Source organism: Proteiniphilum saccharofermentans (assembly GCF_900095135.1).
In the GTDB taxonomy this organism is placed as follows: domain Bacteria; phylum Bacteroidota; class Bacteroidia; order Bacteroidales; family Dysgonomonadaceae; genus Proteiniphilum; species Proteiniphilum saccharofermentans.
This window is the reverse complement of sequence record NZ_LT605205.1, coordinates 3,076,395-3,099,754: the sequence shown is the minus strand read 5'-3', so window position 1 is coordinate 3,099,754 and position 23,360 is coordinate 3,076,395. Positions and strand designations below refer to the sequence as shown.

Here is a 23,360-nt window from a genome sequence, read left to right as displayed (position 1 = left end):
AATTGGACTGCAAAGATAGACATTTTTATTTAAAATACAAAATAATCCCCGAACTTTTTTATTTGTGGCCGAAAAATCGTACTTTTGAAAAAATTTCTCCTTTATGTCAGATAGTTCAGATAGTATAGTACTCATACCTACTTACAATGAAAAAGAGAATATCGAGAACATCATCAGGGCAGTTTTTGCTTTGGAGAAAGATTTTCATATTCTGGTGATCGATGACGGATCTCCCGACGGGACAGCTTCCATAGTGAAGAGTTTAATGTTAGAAGAGTTTGGAGGTTGCTTGTTTATTGAGGAGAGAAAAGAGAAATTAGGCTTGGGTACGGCGTATATCCACGGATTCAAATGGGCATTGATGCGTTCTTATGACTATATTTTCGAGATGGATGCCGATTTCTCACATAATCCGGAAGATCTCCCCAGACTATACGCTGCCTGTCACGACGAAGGGTATGATCTTTCCGTCGGATCGCGTTATGTCACCGGCGTAAATGTGGTAAACTGGCCAATAGGACGTGTGTTAATGTCTTACTTTGCATCAAAATATGTACGTGTTATCACGGGACTTAATATTAAGGATACTACGGCCGGCTTTGTCTGTTATCGTAGAAAGGTGTTGGAAACTATTGATCTCGATCGTGTCCGGTTCAAAGGATACGCTTTCCAGATCGAAATGAAATATACGGCTCATGTACTCGGGTTCAAGATAAAAGAGGTGTCGGTGATTTTTGTAAACAGACAGCTCGGCACCTCTAAGATGAACACGAGTATTTTCGGCGAAGCTTTTTTTGGAGTGATCGACCTCCGACGACGTAAGGCAACCGGTAAAATAAAACCCCACCCTGAAAAATGACCGGGTTGATCAACAATTCAACAATTCAACAGCTTGACATGATTCTTATTCATAAAGCGACGATAATTAATGAGGGAAACAGCTTTACAGGATCGCTGCTTCTGGAAGGGGAGAGGATTTCCCGTATTTTCAAGGGGGACGTGCCCGAAGCTGTGCTGAATACCTGCCGGCAGGTGATTGATGCACGTGGTTTATGGCTGATGCCCGGTGTGATTGATGATCAGGTCCATTTTCGGGATCCGGGATTGACACACAAAGGGGATATCCATACCGAAAGCAGGGCAGCGGTAGCAGGTGGAGTGACATCCTATATGGAAATGCCCAATACCAACCCTCAGACGGTCACATGGGATGCCCTCTGCCGGAAGATGGAGATGGCTGCCGGAAAATCGGTCGTAAACTTTTCATTTTATCTTGGGGCAACCAATGATAATATGGAGGAACTGAAAAAGGCAGACCTGAAGCAGGTATGTGGAGTGAAGGTCTTTATGGGTTCTTCTACCGGAAATATGCTGGTGGATAATGATAAGGCCCTGCGACGGATCTTTGCTGAAGTTGATACGCTGATCGCCACACATTGTGAAAAAGAGGAGATTATCCGAAAAAATATCGATATCTATAAAAAAGAATTTGGAGATTTTATCCCTATTCAATACCATCCGCTGATCCGAAGTGCGGAAGCATGTTATCAGTCGTCGGCACATGCTGTGGAGTTGGCAGATAAATATGGTTCGAAATTGCATGTATTGCATCTTTCTACTGCCCGTGAACTTAGCCTTTTTGATGCGAAACCATTAGATGGGAAAAAGATCACGGCGGAAGTATGTGTGCATCATCTCTGGTTTTCAGATGCTGATTATGAAAAGATGGGATCAAGGATCAAGTGGAATCCTGCTGTGAAAACTGCGGAAGACAGAGAGGCTTTGAGGGAAGGATTGAAAACAGGTAAGCTTGATGTGGTGGCTACCGATCATGCGCCTCACCTGTTGAGCGAAAAAGAGGGAGGGGTGTTGCAGGCTGCTTCAGGAGGACCGCTTGTGCAACATTCCCTGCAGGTGATGTTTGAGCTGATGAAAAAAGGTTTGTATAATAAAGAGCTGGTAGTTGAGAAGATGTGTCATGCGCCGGCGCAACTTTTTCAAGTACGTGAGAGAGGGTTTATTAGAGAGGGTTATTATGCCGATCTGGTATTAGTTGATCCCTTTAAGCCATATACCGTCACTCCTGAAAATCTATTTTACAAATGCGGCTGGTCGCCTTTTGAGGGAAATACTTTCAGTTGTTCAATCCACACGACTTTCGTCAACGGGAATATTGTTTATCAAAACGGCAGTTTGACTGAAAACGTGTTAGGAAAGGCGCTTGAATTCAACAAATAATTCAAATTTCATAAGGCGCATGCATTTTCTGTACTTGCTTTTAAAAGATAGGCAAGTAATAAAAGGGGGAAGACGAAATTATAATTAACCCTCTTTGTTGTGGATTGTGAGGCAATTTTGTATTTTTGCGCTGAAGTTTTTATTTAAAAATCTTGACGAGTGAGATTTCTGTTTACTGTGCAGGGTGAGGGGAGAGGCCATTTTACACAGGCACTTTCCCTGGCTGCCGTACTTCGTAAGCATGGCCACGAGGTGGTTGCCGTGCTTATTGGTAAAAGTGATTCCAGGCAGACGCCGGCTTTTTTCATTGATAAGATTGGAGCTCCCATATTTGAATTTGATAGCCCCAGTTTTACCTCCTTCTACAAGCAGAAACGTCCCAATATCCTGATCAGCATGGCGAATAATTTTCTCCGGCCTTTTGTTTTCAAGGATAGCCTGCAATTTATCAAACATAAGATAGAAGAGTTGAAACCCGACAAGGTGATCAATTTCTACGAGATGATTACCGGTATGGCTTATGGTATCTACCGCTTTGATAAGAAGATGGGGATAGAGATGATTACCCTTGCGCATCAGTATGTATTGCTTAATCCTCACTATAAAACGACTGCAGAACAGGACATGAAATACTACTTTTTACGGATGCTCTCAAGGATCACTTCCACACGGGCATCAAAAATACTGGCGCTCTCTTTCAGGGATATGCCGGGATCGAAAAAGAAGAAGATTGTGACTGTCCCGCCTCTATTGCGATCGGAGGTTTTTGAAATAGTGCCATCCGATGGTGATTATATCCACGGTTATATGTTGAATGCCGGCTATTTTGACGAGGTGTCGGAGTGGCATGAAAAACATCCCGAAGTTCCATTACGTTTTTTCTGGGATAAGAAAGATGCCGAGGAGGTGACTCAGATCGATGATAATTTCACGTTGTATAAGTTGAACGATGAACGTTTCCTGCGGAGCATGGCCGGCTGTATGGGTTATGCCACCACGTCGGGATTCGAATCTCTTTGTGAGGCCCTTTATTACCGGAAGCCTACTCTCATGGTGCCTGTGCATGTGGAGCAGGAGTTCAACGCTTACGACTCGGGTCTCTCGGGTGTAGGTATCTCGGCCAAGAAATTCAAATTGAACAAGTTGATCGAGTTTGTCCCCGATTATACCCCAGATAGCAATTTCAGGGAGTGGGTTCACCAGGCAGAAGCCCGGTTTATCAGTGAGATTTGCGGATAGATGGTGGTGTCTTCAATCTTCTTAACGCATGTATGAAGGTTTCATGTATAACAAAATACATTAGTATCCGGTTAATCGAATGTTAATTTATTTGTAACGTTGATTAAACAATTGAATTTGTTTTATTTATAACCGGACACTAATGATGAGATTTTGCTCTTTCTTTACAATAAAGCTGTAAAAATACTTTAGACCAAATAGTGCTATTCTTTAATACAGCGGATTGACAATGCCCTTGCTTTGGGAGCTCCATTTATCGGAGCAGTTCCACCTACACCGAAAGAGGGCGACAGAGCCGAACCAATGCCGGCATCCCCGGAAATTACAGAATTAACCCAAAATGTACCATAGTTCGCTGTGGCGTCCATATTTCCTTCTACTTCACGGTAGCCGGTAAACGCGAAGAAGTTCGACTGGCCGTCAAAGATAAAGTTATGACCACCCTCCACATTCTTATTAAAATGTTCGTCTGCAAGTCCGCTATAATCCTCAAGAGCGGGAACTCTCCAGCCGGCAGGACAAGGATCGTACACGGTTTTGCTTCCATCTTCACTTTGCCACCAAGTTGTAATGTTCTCATCACACCAGTCGACCCACAATGATTTTATGTATGTATGGGGATTTGCTACAGCGAATGCCAGATCCTTAGGGCCATCAACTGTTTTGATTTCCGGATTTCTCCCGGATAAATCATAAAGCAGGACTTCTGACGGGGTGCCGAAGGACGCCGATGCGGTGAACGGATCTTTACGCCCAAATTGGAATTGAATACCTACCGCACCTATCTCACTTACGGCTTTTGAGGTGGCGCCAAGATTCCTATCCATTAAAACTGCCCCGGAAGGCATTCTGATTGTGCCGATTTTTGAAGGTTCTGCATCAACCCATATGTGCCAGGACCAAACGATGTTATTATTTACCCTCACTGCAACTACTGCATTTCCATTGATACTTCCGGTGGCGACAACTATATTGCCTGTGCCCCCTTTTCCATAAGTGAATACTTCTTCAATAACATCTTCATTATCCATCCATATTAATTCAGCAGTTATTTCATCGCCGGAAGCGATCAGTTCTCCTAACGCTGATTTGTTGGCCCTGGAGACAGGTATGACCACAACATCATTATAACCGACGATATAGCTGTTTGATTCTACCTGTGGTGTTACCGTTTTTGTTGAAAAATTCACTGTATTGCCATATACCGTTTCACCGGCATGCGTGACAGCAAACGCCCGTACATTATAACTTGTGCCGGGCTCCAAGTCAGACATTTTTAAAATAAAATCTCCTACAACGGGATCAACATCTATTACTACTTTGTCATCTGTCGTTGGTTCTGCATTCGTGCTCCAGCAAATTCCTCTCTTGATGATCGGTTCAGTACCTGTAATTTCTCCGCCTCCTGTTGCGGTGAAAGCTGTTAAATCGGCTACAGCGTTGGTTGTCACTTTCAGGTCAATGGCTTCTTTCTTTTCATCACCTTCTTTACTACAATTCGTTACAGCAAAAATGATACTTGCTGCAAGCAGGAATAATCCAATACCTCTTTTCATAATAATCATAATAATTAAATTAAAAAAGTTAGTTAATCTGTTTTGCTTATTGAACTTGTTACATACTTTATACCTTTTTACCTTTTTGTCTTATTCTCCTTACTTTAATTCATTGATCCCAATACACCTTTTCTATTTGTTTTCCCATCTTAATATTTTCATTATTAGTATTTAATGCTATTTTGTAAATAGTGTAATACCTCTTCTACCGTCCCGTCCTTAATCAATACGCGTTTTTCCACATTCAGCAAATAGAGGCTTGGAATTGCACGTAAATCATATAAATTCTCCTTATAAATTATCTGGCTAAGATCTATACCATTGAGCCATTTATAAGGGTAAACCGTTTTTTTCCATAGATCTTTGTTATTCTCAGGATAGATCGATAGAATCTTTAACTTCTCTGTGTCAATTGCCTCATTGATCAAATTAGATCCATTCAAAATTGATGTTATATCCTTACAGCTACTGCATTCGGGGTTATTAAAGAAAAGAATCAAGTATTCAGCATTTATATTCATCAATTCTCCCCGTTGATTATCTATGGTGTTGAAATCGAAGTTATTTGCGATTGATCCAACCTGATTCTGTCTGATAAGTTGTTGTTGATAAATAAACCTGGTTTTATTCAAATCACTTATTCTTCTACTTTTTATAAGTTGTTCGAGTATACTCAGGTAATTGCCATCATTTCGAATCGGAGAATCTGGTCGATATAAATATTTTTCAAATAATTCATCAACCATATATTGAATAATTATGCTATCTGCTTCAAGAACTTTATCCATCAATAAACCGAGAGCAACTTCACTTTCTTCTGGAAATTGCTCTAACAGCTGTAAGAAGGTGAGGGTCGGTTGCTTTAATAAAGCCAGGTTATTCAGATAATTATTGTTTGAAAAATCAAAACTATTCCAAAAAGAATTGATATTGTTTTTTTTCATACCAACATTATTCAGTAAAATTTCCTGATCACGATCTCGTGCATAATTTGTGCTACCTTTGACTTCTGTCCCGGTAAAAAGAATGATATCGGAATGTTTAATTATCCACAATGATGTGCAAACAACTATTCCGGTTGCAATTACTATCTTTAGCCTTTTCACCATCGGATGTACAAATTAAAACTTCACCAATACAGCATCTCCGGCGGAAAGAGTTTGAATTAATTCTTGATTTTTTATTTTGATTCGTTTCTCTTTTTTTCCTTTTATTACAGTTACATAATCAATATCACGTTCCAATACAAGTTTTACAGTCGCATCTTTATCCGGAGTGAGCGGTGATATAAGGATACGATAATGTCCATTTTTATCGGTAAAACACCCTACGATATTATCATCACCGACCACCTTTTTTACCGGTCCGAAACTCTTACGATTCCCTTCATAGAGTGGGTATGGATTTACTGTTGTTTGGATGACTCCTGCAGCATCACATTCGAGTAAAATTTTTCCTGTCTTTCTGAGATCGGAATTGATTCGTTTCACATAGTCATATTTATCTGTTTTTTTCCCTTCCCGGGTGATTAAGGCATCGCTAAAAACTTCGGTACCGCTTCCGGGCGACCAGTAACAGAAGTATTGTATCCCTTTTGCTCCAAATACAAGATTTATCCACACCTGCCATCTGATTTCCTTTTCAGAAGGGTCTCTTTTATCGGGAACCCCGGGAGTTTGAGCGATGGAAAGGGTTTGTATAAATGTCCAGAAGGGAATTCCTCTTTCCAAAGTCTTAGCCCGGATAAAATCCAGATTGTAAAAATAATCCTGGATTATTCCTCCCGTTTTAAGAAGAGGGTAACTGTCAAAAGACAAATAATTAGGATCAATGACATTCAACCAGGAAGAGATGTAATCTTCGTAACTTGCGGTTTTGATTCCTCCTGTAGCATAAGTCGGGAATAGATTTACATGCCACATTTTATCGGGATAGAGTTTCTCATACCGTTTTGTAAAAGCCCCTACAGATGAAAACAAGGGTTTTCCGGGTTCATCAAGAAGAAGTTCTCCTGCATAGGCCGGATGTTTAAAATAATCTCTTACACCTGCCATGAAATTCTCTATGATTGTTTTGTCCGGATTGTCAGCGTATGTTAGGATGGCTTTATGTGCGTCATTCCTGTTTACAAAATATTTCAAGCCATATTTGGCACATAAATCAAGCGCAGTTATTATTTCATCCGATGTGTTTTCATAGAAACCAAACCCATTGACAAAGTTTATTCCGGCTTTGGCTATCCTCTGATATTGCATATCATTCCTATATTGGTCAGGTGGTGTAACCCACATTCCAACAGGTAAGTTGTTCATATTCATAACGTCGTACTTATTGATGGGGAGTGCCTTTGTTTGAGCCGTCGAGCTAAGGATGGAAAAAGCTAATAGAAATATGATAAGTAATGACTGTATAGTATCTAATTGTTTCATACGATTAAAATATTTTTTATTTTTTAATCTAAGAATTCAACAAAAACTGCTTCTCCCTCTTTAATCTGAAATGAGATACTCTTGTCATTTACAACCTTCTCCTGAGAAGAGCCGTTTATCCAAACTTTTATCTTTCTGGAATTTTCCGAAAGATGGAGAATCACATTTGATGGTTTGTCAGGTGTCAGAGTGGTAATGAGGACTTTTTTTTCACCTTTTTCATTTTCAAAACAACCTACAATACTCTCATCACCCGTAACCGAGTCTATGATCCCAAAATTGTACAGTTGTTCGAACATTGGATACTCTTTGACTGAAGTCAAAATAACCCCTTCTGCATGGCAATTGAGAAGAATCTTACCAATCCTGTTTATATCGTTATTGATTTTTTTGACATAATCGTACCTGACGGTTTTTTCTCCGTTAAGGCCAATAAGAGCTTCGCCAAACTGTTCGCTACCATTGCCGGGCGACCAATAGCAGAAGTATTGGATTCCTTTGGCTCCGAATGTCAGGTTTGTCCATACCTGCCAGCGAATATCCGTTTCACTCGGCTCTCTTTTATCAGGAACCCCGGGTGTACCGGCAATTGATAGTGTTTGTATGAAAGTCCAGAAAGGGATTTTCCTGAATCTCGATTTTGAGCGGATAATATCAAGGTTGTAAAAATAGTCGTTGGTGATTCCGCCTGTAGCAAGCAAAGGATAACTGTCATATGAGATATGTTTGGACGGAACTGTCAATAACCAATTACTAATATAATCATTATAATTTGGAGCCTGTATTCCTCCGGTAGCATAAGAAGGAAATAAATTCACATGCCACATTTTGTCGGGATAAGCCTCTTCAAACGCTTTGGTGAAAGCAGAGATCGCTCCGAAAAGGGGCTTGCCCGGTTCATCCATAAGTAACTCACCGGCAAAAGCAGGATGTTCCGCATATGGTTTTATTTCATTTATAAATTTGGTCAGTAATGATTTGTCGGCATTTTTCGAATATTTGACAATATCTTCAGCTACTGTTGCCTTGTTGACAAAGAACTTTAAATTGTTTTCTTCACAATAATCCAGAACTTTCAAGATTCTACTGTTGCTGTTTTCAAAATAGTGAAACCCATTGACAAAGTTTATACCGCATTCCCTGATTCTTGCATACTCTTCGCTTGTTTGATAGTTGGCAGGCGGGGTTACCCATAACCCGACAGCTACCTCGCCAAGACTCAATACATCGTAGTTGTAATCAGCCTCTTTGGGAGGCTCTTCAATATCGATTTTGTTTTCCTCTTTCTCACAACCGATAAATAATAGAGAAGAACTAAATAAAAGAATGGAAAATCTAAAGAAAAACTTTTTCATATTTATATTTATTTAAAAATCAATTTTTGGAAGGTTATAACCTTTATCTCGCCAGTGTGTAAGTAATGGATTCAGAGAACTCTTAAACCGATCATATGATTTCTTTTCTTTTGCTGTCCAGCCGGTTTCAGCATAGGCGGCTATTCTGGGATATGTGTGGTATTCAAGATCCTTTCTGTTGCGGATCCACTCGGTCCACATCTGACATCCCAATCCCAGTATTGATTCCTTAGCATATCCGTCGGGAACGGGAGAGAAATTATAAGCACGTTCCAGCGGAAGTTGTTCATAAGAATAATCGATATAGGTATCTTGACTGAAAGTGTGGATTATTTTATATCCATTATTGATCGCATACGAAAGAATATCCTTATTTCCTGCCCAAAACTGAACGATTGCATTTTTGGATAATTCCACATGGGAATTGTCTACCTCTTTCTGCCATTGATGAGGATTTATTCCCAGTATTTCATTCCAGCCTACCATCTGTTTCCCTAGTTCTTCTTCGATAAATGTGCAAATATCATTAGTTAATTTAATCTGGATATCGCGGTAGTTTTTGAGGTCATTTTCTTTCATGTATTGCTGTATTGACTGTGATGCCTGCCATTGGTCAAACTTAACCTCGTCTCCGCCGATATGGATGTACCCGGAAGGAAACAGGTTGTTTACTTCACGTAAGACATCTTTAAAGAATTGTATTACTTCAGGGGAAGATGGATCATAGACCTGGGTCATAACACCAAATTTACAAGGTACCCCGATTGGCTTTTTTGTTGTACCCAACCAAGGGTAGGAAGCAATTGCGGCGGAAGCATGACCTGGCATGCTAATCTCGGGAACTATCTTTATGCAGCGTCCTTCTGCATATTTGACAATCTCTCTAATTTCCTCCTGTGAATAATGCCCACTATGTGGTTTATTATCGAATTTCTCACTTTTATATCTGCGAAGGAAGGCGTCGTAAGCCGGATCTCCCGTTTCAGGAGGTGCGATAAGATCCTTATCCTCAATCTGGGTACTATCCCTACGGGAACCTATCTCTGTCAATAAGGGATATTTCCTGATCTCAATACGCCATCCGGCATCATCCGTTAGGTGCCAATGAAATGTGTTCATCTTCAATAAAGCCATATCATCGAGAATACGCTTTACTGTTTCTTTGCCATGAAAATGCCTTGCTTCATCAAGCATATATCCCCGCCAGAGGAATTGGGGCTCATCCGTGATATGTAAACAGGGGATTTTCTTGTCTTTTACAAGTTGTCGCAATGTTTGGATAGCATAGAAACTTCCTTTATATGCTGAAGCCTTGATTATAATCCTGTCTCTATTTACAATCAATTGATACCCTTCCTCGTTCTTTATTTCTTCAGAGGTAACAAAATTGACCGGTATCCCTTTTTTATTTTGGACAATATCAAAATCACCACTGAGATATTTATAAAGTTGCTCACTTGCAGGGCTGTTGGAAGAGCAATTTATCCCTCCAGATAGATCACAATGTCCGCTCAATAATTCCAATTCGTTCGGATACGGGATCAAATGTAACGGCTGCGATTTTATCGAAGGGAAAAAAATATAAAAGGATGAAACCAGTATAATAATCTTTGAGAAATTCATACAAATTTATTTTGGAGTGTTTGAAATAACTCTTTATTCCTGTATGGGTTAATTATATCCGGGATTTTCAATTAAATTAGGATTTTGCCCTATTCTCGATTTAGTTATCGGGAAGTAATAGCTTCTTTTGGGGAAAGTAGGGCGTTGATCACCATCAATTTCGTCGTGAATAATCACTTTGTATTTTCTTGTGGCAAAGTCCAATACGTATTGTATTCCACTGAAAGAACGGGTAAGTTTTTCCTCAGCTTCTCTCCATCGCCTTAAGTCCCAGTAGCGATGTCCTTCAAATGCCAGTTCAACCCTTCTCTCATTGCGAATCTGTTCCATATTCACAGAGTTAAGAAGTGGTATTCCTGCGCGTTCTCTAATACGGTTAATTGCGATAAGTGCCTCCTCTCGCCTGTTAATTTCATAAGCAGCCTCCGCATAATTGAGCAATATCTCCGCAAATCTGAAAATAGAATAATCTGTTCTTGACTCCATCAACCAAATCATATTATTAGCAGTGGGATCAAGATATTTCATTATGCCGAAACCGGTATTTACGATACCTGTGGATGCATGAAAAAATGCTTGATCGCCCACTACGGGCATTCCATTGTACGACTGACTGAATGATGTCAGTGTCCTTCCGTCAAGCGTGATTAAGCCTCGATGGAAGTTGATCGTATCTTTGCCGAAATTACTTGCTACAGCATCGCGCCATGGTGTGCCGTTTGTCCAGATTGAAGCATAAAAACGGGGATCTCTGCCTGCCCACAGCTCATCCATAGTCCATAGTTTTGACTCAACATATTCCCGATCGATTTTTCCTGGTCTCCCGTCAATGTATTCAAAGGCTTCTATCAATTCCAGGTAGGGAGCTTGATAGTTACCTTGCCCCCAGACCGATGGACGCGGGGCATGGCAGATATCCCACGACCAGGTTGTGGTTCCGCCACCCGGATCAAAACTTTGTCCTCCATGCTGTTTTGCAAAAATTGTTTCAATATTCCGTTTTACCAGAAATATATTCTTAAAATTTTCTATTCTTGAATTGGTGTTATTTTCGACTATATCCGCTTTATACAAATCAAAAGGACCTTCTTCAATTATTTTAGCTGATGCATTAAATGCTTTAGTAAAATAGTTTTCGGCCAACTCTTGTGGGATACCTGTTAATTTGTTCTCAGCCAGTTCTCCATATTTGGCAACACTTCCTGCATATAGTGCAGCGCGCGTATATAGAGAAAGTGCAGCCCAACTGGTAGCCCTGCCGTATTCATCCTGGACTTCAGGTAAAATCTTTGATATCTCCTCTGTCTCTTTGAGAATAAAATCCCAGACCTCTTGCTCTGTATTCCTCGAAGGGTATAGTAGTTCATCCGGGGAATCTAACTGAGGAACTTCGGTTAATAGAGGAACACCTCCATATCTCTTGACCATGGCAAAATAACTGAAAGCTCTTAAAAATCGGGCTTCTGCGATACGGATTTCCTTGATATCTTCAGATAGAGGGGATGAAGGTACTCTCTGAATGAAATCATTAAGATTTCTCATTACATAATAAGCGTTTTCCCACCACTCCATCATCCCACCGTCCGATGGAATTCCGTGCGCTTTTTCTGAAACAACATTTGCCCAGGCTCCGGAAGTATATTTAGCTTCATCACTGATCTCAATCGATAAACCCGGTCCAAAGGTTTGTGCACTATTCCCAAACCAGTAACGAAGATTACTTTCTGCACGTGGATCTCTGTTCATCGGAGATCCTTCCCAACTGGAGAATATGGTGGTAGCATCATTAATCATTACAGGAGTATATGCATATTGCGAAAGCAAAAAAGCATCGATAAGTGCCGGATCCTCCCATACTACCGCATCGGTATACCTGTCCAATGGCTTTTTGTCCAAAAGATCGTCGGAACATCCGGATAATAACGCCAGAAAAACGGTTGTGACTATAAATATTAACTGTTTCATCGCTAGATTTTTTTTATTAATAAGTGATTGAAAGTCCAAAGCTGATAGTACGTTGTTGCGGGTAATAATATGCCGGGGTGCCTTCCGGTGCTTCAGGATCTACACCAAATTTTTTGAGGCTGCTAAAGGTAACCAGATTAGTACCGGCTATGTATACCCTCATTTTATCAATCTTGTATTTTGACAGTAAATTTGAACTCAAAGAATAGCCTATGGCCATGTTCTTTAGCCTGATATAGGATGTATTATGGTTTCTGTAATCTGAATACCACCAGTTTGCAGGATTCTTACTTCCCGGTCTGGGTACAAGAGAATTCTTACTATTGACCTCTTCTGTCCAGCGGTTCTCAAACTTTAGGACAGTAGGAGCCGATTCGAGATCAATATAAGTGGTATAGCCAAATGCTCCCTGAAACAGTATACTTAAGTCAATATTTTTATAAGAAAAGTTTGTGTTGATACCATACATCCAGTTAGGTAAGGTGCCTTTACCTATTTCTACCTGATCTCTCCAGTCAAGAATATTATCTCCATTCACGTCTATATATTTAACATCACCTGGTTTTATCGATTCGTTCCCTCCCAGTTCTACGTAAGTATAGTCCAGGTTGTTGATTTCTTCTTGAGAAGTGAAAACGCCGTCGGAAATATATCCATAACGCTCATCAGTCCATTTTCCCGTAACACCGTAAATGCGTTTTTGATCAGCATCTTCATATTCAGGTTCGTCATATTTCACCCATTTACTCCTTGCCCAAGCAATATTTCCGGAAATGTTGTATACAAAATCGTTGATTTTACCAGAGGTGCCAATTTCAAATTCAAATCCTCTTGTGTCGATACTGTTTAAATTCTCAAGCGGTAAGGCTGCTCCAAAAGTGGATGGGAGCGATTTGGTACGATACCCGGGAATTCCATCCCTTAAGCGGTAAAAACCCTCGACAATCCCAAATAACTTTCGATTAAAAAATGAATAATCAATGCCGAGGTTGTAGATCGAAATTTTCTCCCATGACAAAATAGAGTTGGCCAACCCGGTAGAATAGATCCCTTGGATAATTTCATTGCCTAAGATATAAGACATATCGAATGCATAACCGGCGTAATATTGATAATTACCGATCCCATCATCACCCGATTGCCCGATACTTCCCCTGACCTTAATATTATCACATGCTGAGTAATTATCCATGAAATCCTCTTCGGAAACGACCCAGCCAACCGATACACTTGGGAAAAACCCCCAACGCCCATCTTTAGGGAACTTAGCTGAAGCATCTGCTCTGAAAATGGTCTCAATCAGGTATTTGTTTTTATAGCCGTAGTTTAAACGACCGACAAAACTGGATCTACCCATTTCTGACGCCTTTCCATCATTGGATGCAGTGGTGGGGTCACCAGCGAAAAGTTGATCGATTGTACTGGTTTTGAAATTTCCACGTTGTGTATCGAATCCCTCATTTTTGTAATTGATCCTTTCGTGAAGTAGTAATGCAGAGAAAGTATGATCGGTGTTGAAAGTTTTATCGTATGATATTGAATATTGTTGTGTGAAGTCTTCACTATATGACCCTCCTTGAGAGAGTACCGTTGGATCCTGTGCCTTCCTTTCGAAGATGTAATCACCCGTTGCTGAATTATATGAATAGAAATCGGGCTGTTTTCTGAATAGTTTGCTGAACCCTTGATATCCATTATAGTTCACGAAAGCTTTCAGTTTTAGTCCCTCAATTTTTTTAAAGTCGTATGTCAATGAACCATTTACCCTAAAACTATGGTTATTATTTGAACTATATCCTGCAAGCGATCTGCTGGATACAAAAAGGGCATTCCCGTAAGAACTACCAGCATAGGATAGCCTTGACCTGTCGGGAAAGTGCAGAGGATAGCGCGGATCACTATCATAAATTGCGTAATAGTAATTGGAATGGAACAGGTTCATCGCAGTGAAATTTCGCATCTCCTTGATATAGTTTACGCTTGAAGATAAAGTAAGTCCATCTAAAAGATTAGCATCAATCGTAGTTTGCAAATTTATTCTATCGTATCCTCCTCCATCATGCCGCGAGATTGTTCGTTGCTCATTGTATCCGAGATATGACAGGAATTTTAGATTTTTATTTCCTCCACTCACTGACAGGTTGTGGTTTTGTTGTGGGGCCCAGGGACGAACAACGGATGAGAACCAATCAGTATTGATATAGTCAGGATCGTCTCCGCTGTAGAATTTTTCGATTTCAGAAAGTGTCCAGGGTATTTGTGATGAAGGGAGATTTGCATTAATATGTGCTTCTCTTTCCCATTCCGACCTTTGACCGGAGCTTCCTGATTTAATTAAATTTGTGGAATTCTGATAAGTTAATGATGTATTGGCAGAGATAGAAACTTTAGACTCATTGCCCCGCTTAAGGGTTACCAGCACAACACCGTTGCCGGCACGGGCTCCATAGATCGATGCAGCACCATCCTTAAGAATTGAGATAGACTCAATTTGAGATGCATCAATATTGTTGAAACTGGTTTCTACTCCATCCACAATAATAAGGGGGGAATTGAAACCCCTGATATTAAGGGAGGCATTGTCGGAGCCAGGAATTCCCGATGTTTGTTTGGTTTTTAAGCCGGCAAGTTGGCCTCCTAACATATTTGTAACATTAGTTATAGGAGCTATAGTCAGTTTTTCGGATTTAATTGAGGCGACAGAACCGGTGAGATTACCTTTCCTCTGCGTGCCATATCCTACAACTATTACCTCATCTAATGCTTGCCTATCCTCATTTAAAATAATATCGAAGTGTATTTTACCTGCGGTATTAATATCCTGAGAAAGATAACCTATATAAGAAATTTTAATAGTTGCACCTTCTTCCACATGTAAAGAAAAATTCCCGTTTACATCCGTTACCGTTCCGTTTGTAGTATTTTTTTCCACAATATTGGCACCGATAATGGATTCCCCTTCTTTATCGGTAACTGTTCCAGTGATTGTCTTTTTTGTTTGTTGTGGTTGAGGATGTGCCGACAGTACAGGAGCAACTTCTTTCCGTTTATTTACCAGAATATACCGGTCATTAATTTTGTATTCATAAGTATCAGGAAGTGCCTGTTCCAATACTGTGTTAATATCGGCATTTTTCGCTTTCACACTTACTTTTACTGAGGTGTTCACCTGATCGTTGTTATAGAAGAATTCAAATTCACTTTGCTTACGAATGGCGTCGAAAACTTCTTCCAATGGTACATTATTAAGATCCAGATTTAACAATGTGATTTGGGCATAAGTCTGTCCGGCCCAAACTAAATTGGAACTCAACAGCAAAAAGAAAAAAACTAATTTCATGATACAAAACAGTTTTTTAAATTCCCGCAGGGGGAATTTTTGTTTAAGTCTCTTTTTTTTCATAAATTTGAGCGCTTTAAATGAATTGTTGATTAATGAATTTTAAAAAGATAACGATTCTTTTAATGCATAAGGCTACCTGAAAGGCCTAAGATCGGGTAGCCTTTTATATTATTTGTATAGAATTATTTTATCACCTTCAGGTCTATATCCAATGTCTGTAACCGCTTGTATCTGATCCAGTAAATAATTAAGCGGTCTTGCTTTCTCTACACTTCCGGTAAACCGCATTTTCCCTATGTCCGGGCTTTCATAGACGATCCTGAAATCATACCATCTTTCCAACTGGACAAATATTTCACTTAAAGGCTGGTTTCTGAACACGAACTCTCCTTTTACCCAGGATGTATACACATCTGTATTTACCTGCTGAACGGATATCTCGTCGGATAATTTATCCAGCCGGAAATTGTGTTCGGGTTGTAGCAAAAAGGTTTCTTGGTTTTCAGACAGATGGATCCGGATGCTGCCTTCCACTAAAGTGGCATTGACATACGGATTTGTCTGATATGCATTGATATTGAACGAGGTTCCCAGTACTTCGATCATAAGATCCGGAGTTTGGATAATAAATGGTTTCTCGTCTTTTTTTACTTCAAAATAAGCTTCTCCGGTCAACTCTACATTACGTGTGTCTCCTTCAAAATAAGAAGGAAATGTCAATTGTGACTCTGAATTAAGAAAGACTTTAGATCCATCTGATAATATCAGTTCATATTCACCGGATTTAGGTACATATATCGTTTGGTGTTCTATTGTTTTTTTAACAGGTGCTGTCTTTTGAAAACTTATAACCCCTTCGCTATTATTTGAAATAATGGTGCCATCTTCTTTTTTTACTTCAAAAGATTCGGACAGATCGATCTTTTCACCTTGCATTGAAAGAAGATATGCTTTTTTAGAGCCCGGATCAAAGATATTTTTGTCTATTCTTTCGGGAGTTGTATTCTCTTGAAAAGTGAAATAGTTTAGTACAATAATAGATAGTGCAATGACTGCAACAGAAGAAACAGCGTATTTAAACCATTTTTTTTGGTATAAGGGCTTTCTTTTTCCAGTATTCAGACTGAGCTTGCTGGAGATAGTATTAAAAACTTTATCCTTATCAAATAGTTCTTCGTTTTGCCTTCCCTCTTTTAATGACAGGTAAAGCTTTCTGTTTTCTGTATCTTCATTAAGCCAACGTTGAAAATGTCTGTCATCTTCAGGTATCTCTTCGCTTAATACTTTTAATAACAGTTTCCATTTATCAATGATGTTTTTTTCTATTTTCATACGATTAACTTATTTCTTTCTTGTTTGTATGTGTAATTATCTTTTAATTAACTTGTTAGATGGAGGTGCTGTTTGTGCTCGTTTCAACATACTTGTATGCTTATTTATACGATAACACAATGATTTTGAAAAAGTATTATTTAAATCCAGAGTCTTTATCCTATTTTTTCTTTTAAAATCCGATAAGCCTTGGATACCTGTACTTTAACAGTGTTGACGGATATACCCAATAAATCGGCAACTTCAGTGTATTTCTTCTTCTCCATGGTTGTCATTACAAATATTTTCTTACATCTGTCCGGTAATTCGTCAATGGCTTTCAGGAGTAACCTTTTTAATTCTTCAATGTCCTCATCTCGTACATCATCGTCAATCAGATCTATTGTGATTTCATAACCGTACACGAAACGTTTATTATCCCTGAGGTAATTCAATGATGCGTTGTAAACGGATTTATAAGCGTAGGCTTTAAAAGAACATTTATCAGGCAGTATATCCCTCTTTTCCCAGCAACGGATAAAAAAATCCTGTACAATATCTGCCGATGCTAAGGAGTCACCAGTTATCTTGTATGCCCAGACGAAAAGCCTGTCACTATAGAGATAGAATATCCTTTTAAAGACTCCTTCATCACCGGCCTTTAATTTTTTTATCAACTTGTTCTCTTCGTTTTTCATACGATTAAACGATTTATTCTCAAAGGTATCGTATGGAGCTCGCTTTGATCATGTTTTTGTGAACGAACAATTCTTGTGCTCGTTTCATAGATACTTTCCACAAAAGATATGTAAAAGGAAACACGAGTAGAAGTAAAAAGTATTATTTAAAAATTAAATTTAACGTTTTTTCTATATACTGGGGTGTTTCAGAGGCTTGGAATAATGTAGTATGTTCGTTTCAAAATGTCCGGAGCGATAAATGATTATCCGGCCAAAATTTTGTCTTTTCTTATTTAATTCCAGATTACATCATCGTTTTTCTTTATACCGTGGGAAGGAAACGGATGTTTTTCATCAAAAGGATATAATGTTTTAATATCTTCTATTACAATAGTGTTTTCATTCAACGAACCGTCAGGATTGATAGCTTTTGCCAAGTCAAGCTCTAGGTGTTTCGCTAAAAACGGATATACAGCAGCCCGCTTATTATAATCATAACCATGTTTGTCATCAGGCAGATGTACGCTCTCAACCAAATCCGATTTACCGTATAACTCATAAATATATTTGACGAAAGGATATTCAACCTCAGGGGTGTTTTTTGTCCAGTCATCACCGTCAGAAACGAGCATTAACGGCCGTGGAGCTGCACATGCCGCTATTTCTACATTGTTGGTCTGATAATTCTCTGTCTTGTGTATCGGCATTCCACTTTCACATACACATCCGCCAAAAAAATGCGCAGAGACTTGAACTACAGGGACAGATACCGAAATTCTGTCATCGACCGCTGTAAGTATGAATGCTTGTGTTCCGCCACCGGAGGCTCCGGTAATACCGATTCGATCAGGATCCGCACCCATGGAAAGTAAGAAGTCAACACTCCTGATACTATTCCACAATTGTTGTTTCAATGCTTCCGGATGCTTATGGATCCATTCGTATTCTTCGGCAAGTTGTCCGTATCCAACCATGTCGTATGCAAAAACCATTGCCCCCATCCGGGCCATAACGGCGAATCGTTTTTGGGCATCGGGGCGATATCGGCCATAATCATCAAGATCTGACCAATGTCCATGGGTATTTAAAATAGCCGGCAGTTTTTCACTCTTGTTTAACGGAGTGTAGAGACTTCCTGTAACATATACTCCGGGTAGGCTTTCGAAAGCAACATTCTGAACCTGATAACCATCGTATGTCCGTGTATCCCCAAAAATAGGATTGAGAGGGCACTTTTCGGGGAATTTCTCCAATCCTGTCCCTTTTAAAATCTGTCTTCTTATTTGTTCCGAACGTTTCTTCCAGTCGTCGGTGGTTGTGTATTCCTTACGTTGTTTTTCCAGAAATTCTTTCCCTTCAGCCTCGCTCCAATAGTTCCCGACACAAAGCATGGTTGAGTCTGCTTGTTTTGTTCCGGCAATATTTTCATTCCTTTTAGAGTTACAGGAATCAAACAGAAAAACCACGACCAACAGGAATAGAAAAATTATTTTTTGAATAAATTCCCGTCTCATTGTTTAATAATTTAAATTAAAATCAGGGATCATTATAACCCCACCGAATCCCTGTAGAAATCGAATGCTTCGAAAAGCAATTCCTTATCCGTTGTCTGGTCAATCTGTACATCTCCTATATCGCTCAACAGTGTGAAATGGATGGTATCACCTATATTTTTTTTGTCGTGCCGGGCTATTTCGTACAATGTTTCATAATCGTCACATGAGATGGGGAATGCGCCATAGTGCTCCTGAATGAAACGAACACTCCTTTGTAGTTTTTCTTTCGGGAAACCACAAAGCCTGTATGATAGCCAGAGTTCCACGATCATCCCCCATGCCACGGCATAACCATGAGGGACAGGCTTCTCGCTGTTCATGGCAAAACTCTCAAACGCATGGGCTGTAGTATGTCCGAAATTCAATGCTTTACGGATATTTTTTTCGTATGGATCTTTTTCCACGATATCCTGCTTGATGTTCACTGACCGGAAAACGAGCTCATTCAGCTTTGAATAATCTGCCTCATTGAAAGGATAGGCAAGTACCTCTTCCCATTCCGCAGTTGAGTGGATCAACGCATGCTTGATCATCTCCGCGTATCCCGATAAAATGTCGGAGTGACTAAGTGTATGGAAAAAATCAGATGAGATGATTACAGCCTCGGAGGGATAAAAGGAGCCTATCTCATTTTTATATCCTTCGAAATTGATACCGGTCTTCCCGCCTACGGCTGCATCCACCGCTCCGAGCAGCGTAGTGGAAATATTAATATAGCTGATGCCTCGCTTAAAGGTCGCTGCTGCAAATCCTCCCAAATCGGTGACCATGCCTCCTCCCAGATTTACCAGTAATGAATGGCGTGTCGCACCGTTTTCAGTGAGGAGTTGCCATACCCTGGTGAGGTTTTCAATTGTTTTGTTGGTATCGCCGGCGGGGATTACAATTTCTTTGGCATCCCGCATTAATGGTATGCCCGCAAGTAGGGGAAAACAATGAGTATGCGTATTTTCGTCTGTGAGAATAAACAGTTTATCGTGCCTGATGTTTTGAATTGCTTTTTCTACATCGGTTATAAGATGGTCGCTTTTGATGATTTGCTGCATAGCTTATATTTCTAATCGGTTGTTATTGGACTTTTTATTGTCTTCAAGGCGTGATATAACTCTTCCTGGATACGCTCTCTGATGCTAAGAGTAGAAAAGCGGTTGGGAGTCCTTGATGGATTTACCCTATTGGAGAGAAAGATATAAATTATATTGTGGGTAGGATCGACCCAGAAGCTGGTGCCGGTGAAGCCGGTATGGCCATATACTTCGATGGGGGTTCCCGGACTGGTCGGGCTGTATCGGCTGTTGGTGGGATCGGGTTTGTCAAATCCCAGGCCACGGCGACTGATGCTGCTTTTCGTCGTGGTAAAAAGCCTGACCGTCTCTTCACTCAAATAGCGTTCTCCTCCATATTCTCCTCCGTTAAGCCACATCTGATAGAGCTTGGCCAGGTCATTGGCATTGGAAAAAAGGCCTGCATTACCCGATATGCCGCCGAAAAGGGCAGCACCTTCATCATGCACGTACCCTCGTACGTGTTGTTTGCGGAAAAAAGGATCATTTTCAGTCGCAGGAATTCTTTCAATGGGTATATGCTTTAACGGTTGGAAAGTAGTAGATGCTCCCAGCTTATAGTAGAAATTCTGTTTCACGTAAGTATCCAGATCCGTTCCCGACACAGACTCCACTGCTTCCTTCAAAAGCATGAAATTAAGGCAGCTGTATCTGTAGCTCCCTTTCCGGCTCAACGGAGTATCGATGACCTCTTTCAACAGTTTGTCGTGCATCTTGTTGCTTGCATACAGTCCTTTGGCGACGGGAAGATAAAATTGTTCCGATTCACGTGTAGAGATCAGTTCAGGTAGGAACTTATAGTCAGTACGGCCCCAGGCCCCTGCATAACGGGCATGATAGATTGCCGATTGCTTGCCGAACAGGGAACCGGAGTAGCTCTTTTCGTCAATAGCTGCGGCATAGTAAGGAATAAAAGCAATTACCCCTGTTTCATGCAATAGCAGTGAACGTATGGTAAGATTTGCCTTATTGCTACCCTTAGTCTCCAAGACGAATTTACTGAGCGGATCCTGAAGGCGTATTTTTTTCTCGTCATACAATTTCATGATAGCAGGGAGGGTCGCAGTTGCCTTGGTAACCGATGCCAGGTCGTAGACTGTTTCGTCCGTCACTTCAGGGCTTTCCCCGTAATCGAATTTGCCGAACTCCCTTTCATAGATCACCACCCCGTCTTTTGCTACCAGGATCTGACATCCGGGATAGGCCCGCTGTCTGATCCCTTCCATTGCAATACTCTCTATCTCACTGAATCTTTCCGAAACTAACCCTGTCTCTTCGGGCATAGAATAGCCCAGGCGTATCTTTTCTGTGTTAAGGCCTGTGCCTTCCTTAATAGCAGTAGTCGATACCGGAAGCTTTCCACTGATACCAATTCCTCCGAAAATACCCTGTGCAGCACTCATCTGCGCGAAATCAGTAGCATCGTAGCCTATAAGGGTTGCTGTGGTGTTGTTGAATGATGCTTGAAAATTATCTATCCTGTAAGGTGAGGTGAAAAATGCAAGTATAGTCTTCCGGTCTTTTGTCAGTTGTTGTAACGCTGCCGCATCAACGGCATTGTTTGAATGGATGGAGATAATAATCAGGTCATACTCTTTCAACGCTTTTATTTCGGAGAGTGCTGCTGTGGATTGAGCGTTGAAAGTGGTTAGGGGGGCGTATTTTTTCAGATACTTGTGGAACGTGTTGTCAGCAGGAGCACCGATGGAAACGGCTGCGATCTTTGTCTGGTCGAGTTTCCTCACCGGGATCAACTCATTCTCATTTTTGAGAAGCGTGACAGCACCATCATAAATCTTCCGCTGTATCCATTCTGCAGAAGAGGCATTTACTTTGTTATGAATGGTTGAGGTATTGATAGGGGTAAACTCGTTTGCACCAAGGATATATTTGTAAGAAAGTATTTTCCGTACTTTTTCTTCGAGGAGTGAAGTTGGAATTGTACCGTCTTCGACTGCTTTTTTCACCGATGCGAACTCTTTTCCCTGGTTTACAACTCCTAATATGATGTCATTGCCGGCCAATAGGGCTTTTATGCTTGCTTCGGGTTGATCAGAGACGCCCTTCATAGCCATACCGTCGGTAAAAGTGAGTCCGGTGAAACCCATTTCCTTTTTGAGAAGGTGTATGCCTACTTCAGGGGAAAGCGATGCAGGCATACCTTTTGTCTGTAATGCCGGCACGTTCAGATGACCTGTCATCATTCCCGACAGTCCGGCATTGATATACTCACGGAATGGAAAAAGTTCTATCTGTTCCAATCGTTCGCGGTTATGCGGGATAGTCGGTAATGTCTTGTGAGAGTCTTCAGAGGTGTCGCCATGACCGGGGAAATGTTTAGCTACTGACATCACGCCGTTTTCCTCCAATCCTTTTGCATAGGCAATTCCTTTCTTTGCCGTATTGACCGGATTCTCTCCGTAGGAACGTGTACCGATAATGGGATTTTTAGGATTACTATGGACGTCGAGTGAAGGGGAGAAATTTACATGAATACCCATTTCTCTGCATTGGCGTGCTATTTCCTTTCCGTATAGTTTCACTATCTCTTCATCCTGTATGGCTCCGATTATCATATTCCTGGGATATTTCGGGGCGTCTGTCAACCGCATGGACAAACCCCACTCACCGTCAAGGGAAATCAAAAGCGGTATGTCCGCAAGTTGTTGGGCATAATTAGTAATATCGGCCTGCTGAGCCAATGTTCCCTTTGAAAAGAGTAATCCTCCTACTTTCTGATTCCGGATATACCCCGATATTCTGCCCTTCCAACTACTATTTGGTTCTACTATGGGCATAAAAAGCTGCCCAACCTTTTCGTCGAGGGTCATTTTCGTATATACCGAATCCACCCACCGCGTCATTCCTTCCTTGTCCGTCTGTTCATACAGATTGGTAGACACCTGCGCTGATACAAGCACCGGGTATATAATAGAAATGCATAAAAAAAGCATCTTTTTCCTCATTGGTCTCTTCATATCGCTCTCTACTTAACTCAATT

At 40.6% G+C, this 23,360-nt stretch carries 15 protein-coding genes; 3 read left to right on the top strand and 12 right to left on the bottom strand.

Annotated elements, in window-relative coordinates:
• Nucleotides 1-103 precede the first annotated feature (103 nt).
• From PSM36_RS12145 to PSM36_RS12135, 3 genes are all read left to right on the top strand, one after another.
• Entirely contained in the window at nt 104-859 is a 756-nt protein-coding gene (locus PSM36_RS12145) for a polyprenol monophosphomannose synthase (protein WP_076931122.1), read from the top strand.
• Between the two features lie 38 nt (nt 860-897).
• Complete coding sequence (locus PSM36_RS12140; RefSeq protein WP_076932232.1) at nt 898-2,238, top strand: dihydroorotase; 1,341 nt, start codon at nt 898-900, stop codon at nt 2,236-2,238.
• 159 nt (nt 2,239-2,397) lie between these two features.
• Nucleotides 2,398-3,477, top strand: coding sequence for a glycosyltransferase family protein (locus PSM36_RS12135; RefSeq protein WP_076931121.1), 1,080 nt, complete (start codon nt 2,398-2,400; stop codon nt 3,475-3,477).
• A 203-nt stretch (nt 3,478-3,680) separates the two neighbouring features.
• Here the strand turns inward: PSM36_RS12135 and PSM36_RS12130 are convergent, their stop codons facing one another.
• The 12 genes from PSM36_RS12130 to PSM36_RS12075 form a co-directional block, all read right to left on the bottom strand.
• Nucleotides 3,681-5,033, bottom strand: a complete 1,353-nt coding sequence (locus PSM36_RS12130) for a fibrobacter succinogenes major paralogous domain-containing protein (protein ID WP_161947572.1) — start codon at nt 5,031-5,033, stop codon at nt 3,681-3,683.
• Nucleotides 5,034-5,197: 164 nt separating this feature from the next.
• A complete protein-coding gene (locus tag PSM36_RS12125) occupies nt 5,198-6,142 on the bottom strand; it encodes a DUF5106 domain-containing protein (RefSeq protein WP_083711039.1) in 945 nt (314 codons plus the stop codon).
• Nucleotides 6,143-6,154: 12 nt separating this feature from the next.
• Nucleotides 6,155-7,462: a beta-galactosidase gene (locus PSM36_RS12120; protein WP_154671022.1), complete on the bottom strand. Its 1,308-nt coding sequence runs from the start codon at nt 7,460-7,462 to the stop codon at nt 6,155-6,157.
• A 23-nt stretch (nt 7,463-7,485) separates the two neighbouring features.
• Nucleotides 7,486-8,817, bottom strand: a complete 1,332-nt coding sequence (locus tag PSM36_RS12115; protein WP_076931117.1) for a beta-galactosidase — start codon at nt 8,815-8,817, stop codon at nt 7,486-7,488.
• Nucleotides 8,818-8,829: 12 nt separating this feature from the next.
• The gene (locus PSM36_RS12110; RefSeq protein WP_076931116.1) at nt 8,830-10,440 is read right to left on the bottom strand and encodes a beta-N-acetylhexosaminidase; all 1,611 of its coding nucleotides are present in this window, start codon (nt 10,438-10,440) and stop codon (nt 8,830-8,832) included.
• Nucleotides 10,441-10,488: 48 nt separating this feature from the next.
• Nucleotides 10,489-12,405, bottom strand: coding sequence for a RagB/SusD family nutrient uptake outer membrane protein (locus tag PSM36_RS12105; RefSeq protein WP_076931115.1), 1,917 nt, complete (start codon nt 12,403-12,405; stop codon nt 10,489-10,491).
• 16 nt (nt 12,406-12,421) lie between these two features.
• On the bottom strand, nt 12,422-15,745 hold the full coding sequence (locus tag PSM36_RS12100; protein ID WP_154671021.1) for a TonB-dependent receptor: 3,324 nt from the start codon (nt 15,743-15,745) through the stop codon (nt 12,422-12,424).
• 171 nt (nt 15,746-15,916) lie between these two features.
• Nucleotides 15,917-17,080, bottom strand: a complete 1,164-nt coding sequence (locus PSM36_RS12095) for a FecR family protein (protein ID WP_076931113.1) — start codon at nt 17,078-17,080, stop codon at nt 15,917-15,919.
• Between the two features lie 155 nt (nt 17,081-17,235).
• Nucleotides 17,236-17,757 (bottom strand): RNA polymerase sigma factor, encoded by a 522-nt coding sequence (locus PSM36_RS12090; protein ID WP_076931112.1) that lies wholly within the window; start codon nt 17,755-17,757, stop codon nt 17,236-17,238.
• A 275-nt stretch (nt 17,758-18,032) separates the two neighbouring features.
• Complete coding sequence (locus PSM36_RS12085; RefSeq protein ID WP_076931111.1) at nt 18,033-19,253, bottom strand: alpha/beta hydrolase family protein; 1,221 nt, start codon at nt 19,251-19,253, stop codon at nt 18,033-18,035.
• A gap of 32 nt (nt 19,254-19,285) precedes the next feature.
• The gene (gene aroB / locus PSM36_RS12080; RefSeq protein ID WP_076931110.1) at nt 19,286-20,341 is read right to left on the bottom strand and encodes a 3-dehydroquinate synthase; all 1,056 of its coding nucleotides are present in this window, start codon (nt 20,339-20,341) and stop codon (nt 19,286-19,288) included.
• Nucleotides 20,342-20,352: 11 nt separating this feature from the next.
• Entirely contained in the window at nt 20,353-23,337 is a 2,985-nt protein-coding gene (locus PSM36_RS12075; protein WP_232001438.1) for a glycoside hydrolase family 3 N-terminal domain-containing protein, read from the bottom strand.
• Between the last annotated feature and the right edge of the window lie 23 nt (nt 23,338-23,360).

Bases quoted from the DNA above. Each gene is read 5' to 3' on its own strand.
- PSM36_RS12145 (WP_076931122.1), top strand. From the start codon at position 104: ATGTCAGATAGTTCAGATAGTATAGTACTCATACCTACTTACAATGAA.
- PSM36_RS12140 (WP_076932232.1), top strand. From the start codon at position 898: ATGATTCTTATTCATAAAGCGACGATAATTAATGAGGGAAACAGCTTT.
- PSM36_RS12130 (WP_161947572.1), bottom strand. From the start codon at position 5,033: ATGAAAAGAGGTATTGGATTATTCCTGCTTGCAGCAAGTATCATTTTT.
- PSM36_RS12125 (WP_083711039.1), bottom strand. From the start codon at position 6,142: ATGGTGAAAAGGCTAAAGATAGTAATTGCAACCGGAATAGTTGTTTGC.
- PSM36_RS12120 (WP_154671022.1), bottom strand. From the start codon at position 7,462: ATGAAACAATTAGATACTATACAGTCATTACTTATCATATTTCTATTA.
- PSM36_RS12115 (WP_076931117.1), bottom strand. From the start codon at position 8,817: ATGAAAAAGTTTTTCTTTAGATTTTCCATTCTTTTATTTAGTTCTTCT.
- PSM36_RS12110 (WP_076931116.1), bottom strand. From the start codon at position 10,440: ATGAATTTCTCAAAGATTATTATACTGGTTTCATCCTTTTATATTTTT.
- PSM36_RS12105 (WP_076931115.1), bottom strand. From the start codon at position 12,405: ATGAAACAGTTAATATTTATAGTCACAACCGTTTTTCTGGCGTTATTA.
- PSM36_RS12100 (WP_154671021.1), bottom strand. From the start codon at position 15,745: ATGAAATTAGTTTTTTTCTTTTTGCTGTTGAGTTCCAATTTAGTTTGG.
- PSM36_RS12095 (WP_076931113.1), bottom strand. From the start codon at position 17,080: ATGAAAATAGAAAAAAACATCATTGATAAATGGAAACTGTTATTAAAA.
- PSM36_RS12090 (WP_076931112.1), bottom strand. From the start codon at position 17,757: ATGAAAAACGAAGAGAACAAGTTGATAAAAAAATTAAAGGCCGGTGAT.
- PSM36_RS12085 (WP_076931111.1), bottom strand. From the start codon at position 19,253: ATGAGACGGGAATTTATTCAAAAAATAATTTTTCTATTCCTGTTGGTC.
- aroB (WP_076931110.1), bottom strand. From the start codon at position 20,341: ATGCAGCAAATCATCAAAAGCGACCATCTTATAACCGATGTAGAAAAA.
- PSM36_RS12075 (WP_232001438.1), bottom strand. From the start codon at position 23,337: ATGAAGAGACCAATGAGGAAAAAGATGCTTTTTTTATGCATTTCTATT.